Annotated in this window: 20 protein-coding genes; 17 read left to right on the top strand and 3 right to left on the bottom strand. The window is 32.9% G+C overall.

Translation table 11 applies throughout. The annotated features are described in order from the left end of the window. The first annotated feature begins 7 nt into the window (after nt 1-7). From EDD63_RS04030 to EDD63_RS04000, 7 genes are all read left to right on the top strand, one after another. The gene (locus tag EDD63_RS04030; protein WP_134168737.1) at nt 8-604 is read left to right on the top strand and encodes a hypothetical protein; all 597 of its coding nucleotides are present in this window, start codon (nt 8-10) and stop codon (nt 602-604) included. A gap of 24 nt (nt 605-628) precedes the next feature. Next, entirely contained in the window at nt 629-1,945 is a 1,317-nt protein-coding gene (gene rlmD / locus EDD63_RS04025; RefSeq protein WP_134168734.1) for a 23S rRNA (uracil(1939)-C(5))-methyltransferase RlmD, read from the top strand. 64 nt (nt 1,946-2,009) lie between these two features. Continuing rightward, complete coding sequence (locus EDD63_RS04020; protein WP_134168732.1) at nt 2,010-2,690, top strand: DinB family protein; 681 nt, start codon at nt 2,010-2,012, stop codon at nt 2,688-2,690. A gap of 145 nt (nt 2,691-2,835) precedes the next feature. Then, nucleotides 2,836-3,492 (top strand): hypothetical protein, encoded by a 657-nt coding sequence (locus tag EDD63_RS04015; protein ID WP_134168730.1) that lies wholly within the window; start codon nt 2,836-2,838, stop codon nt 3,490-3,492. 9 nt (nt 3,493-3,501) lie between these two features. After that, nucleotides 3,502-3,789 carry a hypothetical protein gene (locus EDD63_RS04010; RefSeq protein WP_134168728.1) on the top strand — a complete coding sequence of 96 codons (288 nt, stop codon included), beginning with the start codon at nt 3,502-3,504 and terminating at the stop codon, nt 3,787-3,789. A 161-nt stretch (nt 3,790-3,950) separates the two neighbouring features. Then, nucleotides 3,951-4,412, top strand: a complete 462-nt coding sequence (locus tag EDD63_RS04005; RefSeq protein ID WP_134168726.1) for a hypothetical protein — start codon at nt 3,951-3,953, stop codon at nt 4,410-4,412. A 109-nt stretch (nt 4,413-4,521) separates the two neighbouring features. Further along, the gene (locus EDD63_RS04000) at nt 4,522-4,989 is read left to right on the top strand and encodes a pyridoxamine 5'-phosphate oxidase family protein (RefSeq protein ID WP_134168724.1); all 468 of its coding nucleotides are present in this window, start codon (nt 4,522-4,524) and stop codon (nt 4,987-4,989) included. Here the strand turns inward: EDD63_RS04000 and EDD63_RS11600 are convergent. Next, complete coding sequence (locus EDD63_RS11600; RefSeq protein WP_208318297.1) at nt 4,938-5,342, bottom strand: hypothetical protein; 405 nt, start codon at nt 5,340-5,342, stop codon at nt 4,938-4,940. The two genes, EDD63_RS04000 and EDD63_RS11600, sit on opposite strands and share 52 nt — an antisense overlap. A 113-nt stretch (nt 5,343-5,455) precedes the next feature. Here EDD63_RS11600 and EDD63_RS03990 point away from each other — a divergent pair, with 113 nt between their 5' ends. The 10 genes from EDD63_RS03990 (at nt 5,456) to EDD63_RS03950 (ending at nt 12,205) form a co-directional block, all read left to right on the top strand. After that, nucleotides 5,456-6,274, top strand: coding sequence for a MerR family transcriptional regulator (locus EDD63_RS03990; protein WP_134168722.1), 819 nt, complete (start codon nt 5,456-5,458; stop codon nt 6,272-6,274). A 75-nt stretch (nt 6,275-6,349) separates the two neighbouring features. Then, nucleotides 6,350-6,826 (top strand): SAM-dependent methyltransferase, encoded by a 477-nt coding sequence (locus EDD63_RS03985; RefSeq protein ID WP_134168720.1) that lies wholly within the window; start codon nt 6,350-6,352, stop codon nt 6,824-6,826. Between the two features lie 138 nt (nt 6,827-6,964). Then, nucleotides 6,965-7,129 (top strand): hypothetical protein, encoded by a 165-nt coding sequence (locus EDD63_RS11540; protein ID WP_166667536.1) that lies wholly within the window; start codon nt 6,965-6,967, stop codon nt 7,127-7,129. Nucleotides 7,130-7,201: 72 nt separating this feature from the next. Further along, nucleotides 7,202-7,666, top strand: coding sequence for a VOC family protein (locus EDD63_RS03980; RefSeq protein ID WP_134168718.1), 465 nt, complete (start codon nt 7,202-7,204; stop codon nt 7,664-7,666). Between the two features lie 4 nt (nt 7,667-7,670). Next, on the top strand, nt 7,671-7,970 hold the full coding sequence (locus EDD63_RS03975) for a hypothetical protein (protein ID WP_134168716.1): 300 nt from the start codon (nt 7,671-7,673) through the stop codon (nt 7,968-7,970). Nucleotides 7,971-8,022: 52 nt separating this feature from the next. Then, a complete protein-coding gene (locus EDD63_RS03970; protein ID WP_134168714.1) occupies nt 8,023-8,562 on the top strand; it encodes a DUF1697 domain-containing protein in 540 nt (179 codons plus the stop codon). 133 nt (nt 8,563-8,695) lie between these two features. Next, on the top strand, nt 8,696-10,012 hold the full coding sequence (locus tag EDD63_RS03965) for a DEAD/DEAH box helicase (protein ID WP_134168712.1): 1,317 nt from the start codon (nt 8,696-8,698) through the stop codon (nt 10,010-10,012). 58 nt (nt 10,013-10,070) lie between these two features. Beyond that, nucleotides 10,071-10,631: a YdeI/OmpD-associated family protein gene (locus EDD63_RS03960; RefSeq protein ID WP_134168710.1), complete on the top strand. Its 561-nt coding sequence runs from the start codon at nt 10,071-10,073 to the stop codon at nt 10,629-10,631. A 217-nt stretch (nt 10,632-10,848) separates the two neighbouring features. Next, nucleotides 10,849-11,445 (top strand): transglutaminase-like domain-containing protein, encoded by a 597-nt coding sequence (locus EDD63_RS03955; protein WP_134168708.1) that lies wholly within the window; start codon nt 10,849-10,851, stop codon nt 11,443-11,445. 142 nt (nt 11,446-11,587) lie between these two features. Then, the gene (locus tag EDD63_RS03950) at nt 11,588-12,205 is read left to right on the top strand and encodes a DarT ssDNA thymidine ADP-ribosyltransferase family protein (protein ID WP_134168706.1); all 618 of its coding nucleotides are present in this window, start codon (nt 11,588-11,590) and stop codon (nt 12,203-12,205) included. Between the two features lie 11 nt (nt 12,206-12,216). Here EDD63_RS03950 and EDD63_RS03945 read toward each other — a convergent pair whose 3' ends face one another. Further along, complete coding sequence (locus EDD63_RS03945; protein ID WP_134168704.1) at nt 12,217-12,696, bottom strand: RrF2 family transcriptional regulator; 480 nt, start codon at nt 12,694-12,696, stop codon at nt 12,217-12,219. After that, nucleotides 12,674-13,102 carry an RrF2 family transcriptional regulator gene (locus EDD63_RS03940; RefSeq protein ID WP_243833731.1) on the bottom strand — a complete coding sequence of 143 codons (429 nt, stop codon included), beginning with the start codon at nt 13,100-13,102 and terminating at the stop codon, nt 12,674-12,676. The genes EDD63_RS03945 and EDD63_RS03940 overlap by 23 nt, the downstream gene beginning before the upstream one ends. Nucleotides 13,103-13,225: the final 123 nt, after the last annotated feature.

The following is a 13,225-nucleotide window of genomic DNA, read 5'->3' as shown; positions in this document are numbered from 1 at the left end:
GAGTTTCATGGCTATACTCAAAAAAACAAACAAAAACAAGAAGAATAAACGTAGACCAAACTGGTTGCTTCGTTTCACAATTGTGATAGTTGCAGTACCATGTTTGATCCTTGCTTTCGTATTACTTACATCTATGGGTTCTTCAAGCCAACCAGTAGTCGGAGATCGTTTCAAAGGACAACTGGATCCAAAAATTGAAGAGTCAAAGTTAAAAGATATTGAAGGTTTGTTAGGATATGCTGAAGCAGAAGATGTTGAAGTGAATTTGAAAAGTGCTACTTTACGAATTACAATCAACACAAAAGATGAAACAACAAACGAACAAATTGCAGCCATCGTAAATGATGCATATGCAAAAGTGGATTCTATATTGCCGATTGCTACGTATTTCACTAACAAGGAAAATACAAAAATGTATGATTTAGAAATTCAGGTTTATAACTATCTACCAGATGAAGCAAGACCAACAAACATCCATTACGTACTTGTAAAAAATGCAAGTGCAGAATCACAACATACGGATATTGTATCTAACGCTAAAAATCAAGAAGTTGCTGATAAACTTAAATCATATCCAAAAAAAGGAGAAGAAATCGGGCAGTAATGCTCGATTTTTTTGGAGGTTTCAATGAAAAAACGTGAACTACTGCAAGGAACAGTTAGCGATTATACATATGATGGAATGGGTGTAGTTAAAGTAGATAACTTCACCTATTTTGTGCGTGGTGTCTTATTACATGAAGAAATTGAATTCTTAATACTTAAACGCAATAAAAAACTAGGATATGGAAAAGTTGAACGAATTCTAAAAGAAAGTGAACATCGTATTACACCTTCATGTCCATATTATCCAAAATGTGGTGGTTGTCATATTATGCACATGGACTATGAAGCACAACTAGATTTCAAGCATCGAATTGTAAAACAAAATATTCAAAATATTGGAAAATTAGATATTGACGTGCGTAAACCTTTAGCTAGTAATACATCTCATTATCGAAACAAAGCACAGTTTCCAGCACAAGGACACCCATTTGCAATGGGGTTTTATCGACTACGTTCGAATGATTTAGTCGATATTGATACATGTCTTGTACAAAGTGAGTTGATTGATACAATCTATGCTGAACTACGAACTATTAAAAATACATCATTTGTGGATGATGTACGTCATGTATTAATCAAGCACGCATTTGTAAGTGGGGAAGTCATGGTTGCTTTTATCATGCGTAAAGATCATAAAGAGGAAATTGCTGCATTTATGAAACCATTACTAGATAGATATCCAATCGTTTCTTTACTACAAAACATTAATACTAGAAATGACAACGTGATTTTAGGTGATCATATTGATGTGATTGATGGGAAAGCGTATATTGTCGAGGAACTTGATGGATTAAAATTCCAAATTTCATTACATTCATTCTTCCAAATTAATCCAAAGCAAACCATCCATTTGTATAATGAAGCAATTAAATCAGCTAATATAACAAACGAAGATAGAGTGATTGACTTATACTGTGGTGTTGGAAGTATTACATTATTTCTTGCTCGACAAGCAAAACATGTAACTGGTGTAGAAATTGTTGCTCCTGCAATTGAAAACGCAAAAATCAACCAACAATTAAATCAAATGGATAATGTTACGTTCATTTGTAGTGATGCAGGTACATATGCTAATAAAATTGTATCAAGTAAAAAATATCCTGATGTAGTTTTTGTAGATCCACCACGAAAAGGACTAGACACTTTAACAATTGAAAGTACAGTGAAAATGAAACCAAGAACAATTGCATATATTTCATGTAATCCAGCAACACTAGCAAGAGATATTGCGATATACAAAGAACATGGTTACACATGTGAATATGTACAACCTGTAGACATGTTTCCAAACACGTATCATGTGGAGTGTGTGGTATTACTGCAACGAGCAATTTCATAAAGATTTTTGATTTTAAGCATTTTTAAATACATTCGAACAAACCTAGACCAAGGGAGGGTTAAAAATGTTGGATAACAGTATTTATAATCTACTTATTAAAGAGTTACGACAAGCTATAAAAGACGGCGATATTGAAAAAGTTAAAGTAAAGGCATTACGTGCACATGAACTTATTCACGATAAGCAATTAACGTATAGTTCTATAGACACTTTTCAAAATGAAGCCTTAGCTGGATTAAATGAGAAGAGTTTTCGATACACTACAAGTAAAAAGTATCAAGGATATCGTACACTTGCGTTCTTTATTTTTCATATGACACGAATTGAAGATATTTGCGCAAATACATTAATTGCTAATGACACACAAGTGATTTTTCAAGACAATTGGGTCGAGAAAATGAATATTAATAGAATTGATACTGGTAACTCTATGTCTCAAACGGAAATGATAGAGTTTTCCTCTTCTATTAATCAAGAGGCTTTATTCGACTACCGCCTAGCAGTAGCAAAAAAGACAAGAGGTATCATTCAAAAACTCACAAGTAGTGATTTGAAAGTTAAGCCAACACAAGATCAATTAGACTTTATTCTAACTTCAAAGTCTGTATTAAATCATGAAGTTTCTATTTGGCTAATTGATTTTTGGGGTAAGAAAAATATTGGTGGTTTACTACTAATGCCAATAACAAGACATCAAAAAGTTCACTTAAGTGACTGTTACTCTATTATAAAAAGCACAAAATAAAATCAAGTATTATTTAAAACTCAAAAGACCAATTCGTTGGTCTTTTATACTTTAGAAAGTATCCTTCTTTACCGTTAACTACAATGCTATAATTTAGTAAATTAGACATAATAATGATTATGAAAAATTAAAAGGAGGGAAGCAAGTGAAAAGAATTATAGTTGGTTTTTGTCTATGCGTTCTATTGATAGTGACTGCATGTGATAATAAAACAGCTGAAATGAAAGGGAAGTATATTTCATTTACAGCATCAATACAAAAAGATGAAAACACAATAGAGACAAGTATTTATTCTTTTGATATGAGTAGTGAGAAAGCTGAGAAGATTTATACATATGAAAATCGAGCACAATACCCAATTGGAGTATATGATAGAAAAGATAATAAAGTGTATTACTCACAAAACTTAGTAGAGCAGGATGTTCTTTATTCGCGTGAAGATGGCATCATGATTTACGATGTAGAAACGAAAGATGTATCAGTTTTTGATGATCGATTTTTAACTGTGAATTATATTTTTCCTATTGATGATCATTTATTCATTGGTGGTGAACTAATCGAAGAAATCAAAGAATTCAATCGCGGAATAAAACCATATTTAGTAGATAAGCAATCAAAAAACATTCAAAATTATGACTGGAATGATGAATTACATATTGATAATCTTGGATTCAATTCAGCAACTAAAACAATATATGCAGTTGTTGTTCCATTTTATCAATTGTATGAACAAGAAACGCCTGAATCAACGATGTATCAGTTTGCTTCTAATTTTAAAATAAAACCAATAAAAGAAATCTGAAGAAAAGTAGTGGGTTCAATCATACCAAATGATGATACGTATTTGTATCGTACTGAAGATGATCGACACTTCAAAGATGAAAGTGATAAAGCAATTTATGATGCTACTGCACCTTTTGAAGAATATGAGCATTTGATGGGAAGATCTGTTTATTATGATAGTCATAATAAAGTAGTTTATTATATTGATGGAAATGCACTACGTAAATTTGATCTAAAAGATCATGAAGACTATCTTTTGTATAGTGTTGATGAAGGCCCTTCATACATTAACAATGCAATATTACTGTCAAACTAAAAACTATTTGATAAGAGTTGAAAGACATACTTTTAAAAATTCAGTTTACATTCTGATAAATAGACTGTAAGGTTAATACAAGCGAGTTGTGATAAACTTAAAAAGCACCTTGTGGTGCAGTGCTGAATCGTGTGGTCGAAAAGCCAGGGAAAGAAGGATGTATGACAAAAGCAGAATGGTATGTTGGAAAAGAAGGAAAAGCAGAACACTTAGTATATTTAAATAAAGAAGGTAAAGAATTAAACAAATTACTTGATGGAGAAAAAACGATGATTATTCGTGGTGCTGCAGGTAAAAAATCACCATTAGGTGGACGTGCGAAAGTTGATGATACATTATATTTTGTGGAAACTGGTGGAGATATGTCAGTTACACACAAGGCAAGAATATCAAAAGTCATTGAATCAGAGAAAATGACAAAAGAAGAGTCCATTGATTTCGTAAAAAAATATGAAAAAGAATTGAATTTATCAAAGAAGCAGTATGAACGTTGGGCAGGTAAAAAGTATCTTGCGGTTTATGAAGTATCTGATATAGAAGCAATTGAACCATTTACTTATAATCGTGAGAAAAACATGGATGATTGGATCATCACAGAGGATATCAATACGATTAAACTATAATGTTTGACTCTTCCAATAGCAGGATAAACTGGATTGGTTGATTGGCAATATGAATATGAAATTTGAATACTGGTAATAGAAGTCACAAAATGATATAAAGGAGACATGTATGATGACGTATGAAAAAGCACTACAAGATTTAAACGAGAAATTTGGAAATAAGGATAATTTGTTATCGCTATCAACTATCGCTTTAGATGAAGTAAATGGTATGGTTCGTCCAGATGCACGAATTGTTGATGCATATTATGAAGATGAGGCATTTTATGTGGTTACACATGAAGTGACAGGGAAGATGCAACAGGTTGCAAAGAATCCAAATGTTGCAATTTGTATTATTGTCGATAACTTTACAGCAAATGGAGTAGCTGAAAACCTTGGTTGGGTTTGTGATGAAAAGAATGAAGATATTATTAAGAAACTGAGAACGGTATTTGCTGAGTGGTACTATGTTGCAAATAATGAAGAAGATAAAGGTACGTGTATTTTACGTATTCAGCTAAAACTTGGATTATGGAATGATCCTCATGCTGGTACACGAACATCAATTGATTTTGAAAAGAAATCAATAGGATAGAAGTACGTGATATATGCATTACTTGGTGCATTGCTATTTAGTTTTGTAGCAATTCTAACACTACTAGTTACCTTTGGTTTTCCTCTTGGTGAATATACGCTTGGAGGTGCACATAGAGTGCTTCCTAAACATATGAGAATTGCCACAGGTATTTCTTTTATCATACAAATATTTGCAATATTGATAATTCTATATGTTGGAAATATGATTACACTACCACTTTCATATACTGCAGCAAAGTGGATCTGTTTGTTTCTTGCAATATATCTTGTAGTCAATACAGCGATGAATTTCTTTTCAAACAGCAAAAAGGAAAAATATGTAATGACTCCGTTATCACTAATTTGTGCCATTTGTTATTTACTTACATTTTTGTATCATTAGAAAATGTTATGTGAGGCATAATATTTTTATTGAAGTATGAAAAACAACTGACTATAATTTGATTACATGTAGGAGAAATACTATGTTTAAAATTGGTGAATTTTCAAAATTAACTCAAGTGTCAGTTCGTATGCTTCGTTATTACGATGAAAATGGTTTACTTAAGCCAGCAACTGTTGATGCAGATACTGGGTATCGAATGTATGCAGTAGACCAAATTCCTAGACTTAATAAAATCATCTATCTTCGTGATAGTGGTTTTAGTGTTGCTGAAATTTTTGAAGCATTGGAGTATTCGGATACCCAAAAGACATTGGCTCAGTTGGATCAAAAATTAAATGTTATAAAGCAGAATATTGAAGATGAAAAAGAAAAACTCAATAAAATCAAGATTGCTAAACAGCAATTAAGTGATGGCAAACAAACCATGCACTACAACACATCGATCAAATCAGTCCCTGGTTACCAAGTTATATCCCTTAGAAGAATTTTGCCTGATTATTACCATGAAGGGGAGTTATGGAAGGAACTATCAACCTATTTAAAACAATATCAAATCCATACAAATGAAGAAACGTTTTCTATCTATCACGATACTGATTATCGCGAACAAGATGTAGATGTTGAGTTATGTGTGCAAGTTGATAAAGAATATGATGATATATTTCCTTGCGTGTATCGTTATGTTGAACCTGTAGAGTTTATGGCTTGTACGATGGTCTATGGTGAATTTAGTAACATTGCTAATGCATATCAAACCTTTGCTAGTTGGCTTGAAAAAAATGATCAATATACGATGGCAGGATCCAGTCGACAAATCGTTCATCGCGGACCTTGGAATGAAGAAAATCCAGATGCATATCTTACGGAAATTCAAATTCCATTGATTAGAAATAAATGATGTTAAATTATGCTTGACTCTCACATGATGTGAGGGTTTAGAGTGTATGTACAGATAGATACACGGAGGTAATTTATGACAACATTTAATGTAAAATCAATTGGAAAAATCTGTAATTCAAATGAAGGTGTATATATAGCACTTGATAAAGCGTATATACCAGCACTTCAAGCATTAGAAGGGTTTAGCCACATCAACGTTCTTTGGTGGGCTAGCGATTTTGATGAACCAACATATCGTGAAGTATTAGAAACAAAGCAACCCTATAAGAATGCACCAGAAGTGATGGGTATTTTTGCGACACGTTCACCAGTTCGTCCAAACCCGATTGCAGTGACGGTTGTAGATGTATTGCATATTGATATGGAAAAAGGAGTGATTCATATTCCATACATCGATGCACATGATCAAACACCACTTCTTGACATAAAACCATATACACCAAGTATTGATCGAGTAGAATCTCCATCCATGCCAAACTGGTGTAGTCATTGGCCAAAGAATATAGAAAGTTCAGGTGCATTCGATTGGGAAAACGAGTTTAATTTCTAGTAAAGTTATGTATAGATTTTAAAATGGTAGTTTGCTGAATTGTTTAACTACGAAATAGCTATGCTGGCGCAGTGCGTCAGCTCTTTTCTCATTCATGTTTTGTGATATGATACATATCATAGTAAAGGAGTTTTATATGTGTATAGAGTTTTACAACCACTAGCGAATGGAGAACTTTGTTTACGTGAACTAGAAGCAAAAGAATATTTGAAAAGTGAAAAGATCTTCTGTCTAAGTAAACGTTTGGTTTTAGGTGATATCACCTATGAAGAATTTGTACAACAACTAACTACAATTCAGTAGATATTGATAAATATACTTTGCATCTTGTCATTTCAATGGCATAATAAATACATACGTAGGGGGGTAGTTTATATGAAATACGAAGGAGTATGTCTTTCAGTAAAAGACATCAATAAAGCGCGTACATTTTATGAAGAAGTCTTTGGCTTAGAAGTACAGCAAGATTATGGAATTAATATTACATTTGGTGGTGTTTCTTTACAACAAGAATTCGATTGGTTAATTGGAATGCCTAAAGATCAAATCAAAGTCAAATCAAATAATATGGAATTGTACTTTGAAGAAGAAGACTTAGATGGTTTTATCCATAAACTACAAACAAGAAATGACATTGAATATATTGGAAGTTGTCCAATGGAAGCGCGTTGGGGTCAACGCTATGTTCGTTTCTATGATTTGGATGGACATATTATCGAAGTTGGTGAAAAGATGAAAATTACAATTCAACGTTTTCTTGATTCAGGAATGAGTATGGAAGAAACCTCTGTACGAATGGATGTCTCAATACCGGACTTAATTACGTTATTGGAAAGCTAAAACGATGATGAAAGTTGTTACTATTTGTGGAAGTATGAAATTTGCTTCACAAATGAGAGATATAGCTGCCAATCTTGAATTACAACATAAGTATGTAGTTATTCAATGTGTGTATGTTGATTCAAACACAAAATTAAGTGAAAATAAAATACTTACACTAAACAATATACATAAACGAAAAATCGAAATTTGTGATGCGATTTATGTTGTGAATATCCAAGGTTATATCGGTCACACAACAAAAGAAGAAATCACATACGCAAAACAAATAGGAAAAGAAGTTTTGTATCACGAGCAATTATAAGTAATAGAAAAGGTGCAACTATTGGGCACCTTTATTTCATAAGGAGACAAGGATGAAACGATATGTAGCATTATTAAGAGGAATTAATGTAGGTGGGAGAAATAAGATTTCCATGAAAGATTTGACACAGTATATGCAAGAATTAGGATTTATAGATGTATGTACATATCTAAATAGTGGAAATGTTATATTTTCAACTGAAGAAACTGATCATCTTGCTATGCAAGAAGCCATTTCAATAAGTATCAAAGATCATTTAGCATTAGAGATACCTGTACTTGTGATTGCACTTGAAGATCTTGAGAATAAACTTCAACACGCACCAGAATGGTGGGGAAATGATGATAAAAGTATATATGATAATCTCATTTGCTTATTTCCTGATATTTCATATGATTTCTTTTATCAAGAAGTTGGAGATCCAAACGATGCAATTGAAAAAGTGGAACACTATGATCAAGTAGTCTTTTGGTCATTTTCTAGAAAAGAATACAATAAAAGCACCTGGTGGAAAAAGACCGCATCAAGTGAAATAGCAAGTAAAATTACCATACGTACAGCGAATACCATACGTAATATCTTAAAGAAGTAAGGTAAATGCTAGAATCGTCCAATCGATAAATAAATGGACAGTTTTGTTAGAATGTGGTATTATCCACTAGCTTAGAAAAAAAATAAACACAAAAATCAAACCATTGGTGGATGTGAGAAAGAATAGGTAAGCCATGACGTTTGATGAATTAGGGATTTGTACGCCCATAGTTAATGTACTAAAAAAACAAGGATATAAAACACCAACAAAAATACAACAAGAAACAATACCAAGTGCATTGCAAGGTAGAGATATTCTTGGTTTAGCACAAACGGGAAGTGGAAAGACTGCTGCTTTTGCCATACCAACATTGCAACAACTTGCACATAAGAAAGTAAAGACACATAGAATTCAATCATTAATTCTTACACCAACAAGAGAACTTGCATTACAAATTTATGAAAGTTTTCAAATCTATGGAAAGCAGTTACCACTAAAAAGTGCAGTCATTTTTGGTGGTGTAAATCAAAATAAACAAGTAAAACAATTACAGGCAGGTGTGGATATACTAATTGCAACTCCAGGTCGTTTACTTGATTTAATGAACCAACGATTCGTCGATATCTCACAAATTGAAATTTTTATCTTAGATGAAGCAGATCGTATGCTGGATATGGGATTTATTCGTGATATTCATAAGATTATTAAATACATTCCAAAAGATATTCAAACACTTCTATTTTCAGCTACCATGCCAAAAGAAATTGAAGGAATTGTAGATACCTTATTGCATGAACCAAAGAAAGTCGTAGTAACACCTGTATCATCTACAGTTGATAGTATTGAACAATATGTCTATTATGTTGACAGAAATCATAAAATTGATTTATTGAAAGAATTTATGAATCAACATAAACATGAACAAGTGTTAATCTTTACACGAACAAAACGAGGTTCGGATAAACTGATGCGTGATCTAGCAAAACGTGATATTAGCGCAAAAGCCATTCATGGCAATAAGTCGCAAAATGCACGACAAATTGCATTAACATTGTTTAAAAATCATGAAATTGATGCACTGATCGCGACAGATATTGCATCACGTGGTATTGATATACAAGATTTAAAATATGTCATCAACTATGATCTACCTGAACAAGTAGAAAGTTATGTTCACCGTATTGGGCGAACAGGTCGAGCAGGGAAGAGTGGTTTAGCTATTTCATATTGTTCGTACCAAGAAATCCCATTACTTAAGGATATTGAGAAATTGATAAAGAAACGAATTCAAGTTCTTGAAAATATTGAATATCCAATGATTGATAAAACGGAGAAAAAGAAAAAAGAACCACAAAAGAAAAATGTTGTTAAAGAACGTCGTGAAGATGTTATTAAGAAACCTAAACGTAAAAAACACAAACGTGTGGATCCTAAAAACTATCGAAATAAAGATAAAAAACAAGAAAAACCAAAGCGAAATGTAAGGAATAAAACAAAAAAGCAAAAATAATCCATTTCGACAAAACGATTTCGTTCATGTATAATCTTATATATAGTGAGGTAAATGGATGGAACCAATCGTATGTAAAACAAGAGCAGAGTTTCGCTTGTGGCTAGAAGATAATGCAGCAACAAGTGAAGGTGTATATCTACTTTTTTCCAAAACTAAAGATATCCAAACACTAAGTGCAAATGAAGCGCTTGAAGAAGCATTATGCTTTGGTTGGATTGATGGAGTTATGAAGAAAATTGATCAAAATAGTTACATAAAGTACTTTTCACAACGTAGAAAGAATAGTAAATGGTCACTTAGAAATAAGAAATTGGTTGAGGACTTACTTGCACGTAATCTAGTCACTGAACTAGGTCTTGCTAAAATAGAAGAGGCAAAGCAAAACGGTATGTGGGAAGCAGCAAAAAAACCAAGTGTTGTGGATGATGATGCAATTTGCGAAGTTCAAAACCTACTACAAACAAACGAACTTGCATATACCAATTTTATGAATATGTCACCATCTGTAAAGAAGACATATACACGTGCATATTTTGCCGCAAAAACAGATGATGGTAAAAGAAAAAGACTTCAATGGATGATTGAACGTTTAGAAAAAAACTTAAAACCGATGTAATTTGCGAAAAGCATGCAAACGAATGTATGCTTTTTATTTACACTTTCTGAATCAAGATAGATACATACGCTTTGTGAATTTATTATGAACTTTTGTGTATTTCAATGTTCAAGTGATATGAAGTTTGCTACAATGAAAAAAGAAAAGAACAATAACGTATTATATAACAATTAAATTCCGTGACAAGTGGGGAAATCTTACCCAAGATGAGGAGCCTATGAAACCAGTCGAAGATAATTTACAAGCTTACTTAAAGTGTACGAGTTTTATTGATTACAAGCATCCAAATATTATGAAATTGGTCCAGCAATTGGATCAAGAAAGTAGTACAACACTTGATTACATCAAGCGATGTTTTGAGTTCGTCCGTGATGAAATTGCACATTCATGGGATGTACAAGACAAGCGAATTACGATAAAGGCAAGTGATGTTTTACTTGAAGGTGTTGGTGTTTGCTTATCTAAATCAAACCTATTAGCTGCATTACTACGCGCAAAACGCATTCCTTGTGGAATTTGTTACCAACGCTTAACCATTCAAGATACACCTGAAAAGGGATATTGTATTCATGCACTTAATGCATTTTATTATGAGAATCGTTGGATCCGCATGGATGCACGAGGTAATAATGAATCAATTCATGCAGCACTAAATCTTGAAGAAGAAGTATTAGCATTTCAAGTTCGTGATGCTTATGGGGAAGTAGACTATCAAGAAGTATATGCTGAGCCCTTACCACGTGTTATGAATCCACTAGCAAATGCACGTAATATGATCGATTTCTATAAATTTCACATGCTACAAGAACTATAAACAGGCATAAATTTGTGCTTGTTTTTCTTATGAAAAAATGATGAAAATAAATGTAAGAAATAGTGAAACTTTCAGTTTTTCTGGCTATTAACTGTAAGCGTTTTCAAGTATAATTTACTTATGAACGCTAGAGGGGGATACCATGAAAGAGATACTAAAACAGAAAAAGATAGAATACTTAATCCATTTTACAAATGCTGAAAATCTATATAATATTTTTCGTTATGGTTTGATACCACGGACAGAATTGATTGAGCGTGGCATTGACTCTACATTTAATTTACGTAGTCGTAAATATCACGATGCCGTAGCATTAACGATAGAATTTCCAGATTATACACAATTTAATGCAATTCGTTTTCGTCAACACAATTTACCATGGATCATCTTAAAAATTGATGCCCAGATGATTAACTATGATGCATGTGCGTATTCACCATTAAAGGGAAGTGAACTACGCCATGGAAAAGCAGGCTTTTTGTCTTTGTTTGATGAAGTCAGCGACCAAAAAAGTAGGAAAGAAATGGAACTTGATGACAAGTATCCAACAACTGTACAATCCAAAATACTTTGTTACGAGACCATTCCAGTAGAGGCGATTAAGGAAGTTCATTTTCCTGATGCAGCTAACTATTGGATTTATAAAGGTACCATTCCTAAAAAGTGCGAAACGAAGATTTGTATTGATCGTACCTATTTTAAAACACGTCATGATTTTGAGTTTTGGAAGGTCAATAATTACAAGCCATTGCCACAATAAAAGAAAGAAACCTACAATCCTAGGTTTCTTTTTTCTTCGAGTTCTTCTTTATTGTAATCCTTATACCAATCTGTTTTCTTAATTTCTTCAATACCACCTTTTTCTTCAATTAAATCCGCAATTGAAATATCATTTAAAAACATTTTTAATTCTGCACCTGCGCGATACCATACCTCACGATATACAAATCTTGATAAAGCATCAGGATTATCACGACGAGGGGCAAGTCCATCAATTGGTTCCATTGCCATAATGACACTGTAGATAGTAATATCTTCAGGTCGAAGTGCTAATTTGTATCCTCCTCTATGTCCACGAACACTTGTTATATAATTTGCCTTTTTTAACTCAATAAATATCGTTTCAATATACTTAGGAGATAGTTGTAAGTGGCGACTTGCATTTTTAACAGTAATCAAACCTCGATCCTCAAATATTGCACAACCCACCAATACACGTACTGCATATCTAGATTTGGTAGTTAGTTTCATGAGAAACCTCCTCCCTATACGAATCAACTAAACTCTTAATCGTGATATTTTCAAGTGAACGATAGAGTTGGTCTTGTGTTCGTTTCCATAAACTGCTTGTCATACAATGTTCTTGCTGGGCACAGTACCCAGACACACAATGAACAATTTCAATATTTTGCTCGACTGCCATTACAATATCTTTACAGGATATTTCACTTGATGGGCGAGCCAACATATATCCTCCAGTTTTCCCACGTTTACTTATAAGTATGTTCGCACTTTTCAAGTCTCGGAAAATGTGTTCAAGAAATTTAGCTGAACAATTTCGTTTATCTGCAATGTCGGCAATCGACATACTTTTTTCTTCATTTGCCAAGTAGACCAGGCATTCTACGGCATATACTCCTCTTTTACTTATCTTCATATGAGAATTATATCATAGAAAATTTTTAGGCTTAATTCAACCGATGCGCACCTAACTTAGATTGTTACATGTATGATGATACATTGAAATGTAAGATTACCATATAAAAATAAGGAAGGTAAC

It is taken from the genome of Breznakia blatticola, from assembly GCF_004365815.1.
Taxonomy (GTDB): domain Bacteria; phylum Bacillota_I; class Bacilli_A; order Erysipelotrichales; family Erysipelotrichaceae; genus Breznakia; species Breznakia blatticola.
Note: the sequence above shows the minus strand (reverse complement) of the source record. Positions and strands in the feature narration are given on the sequence as shown.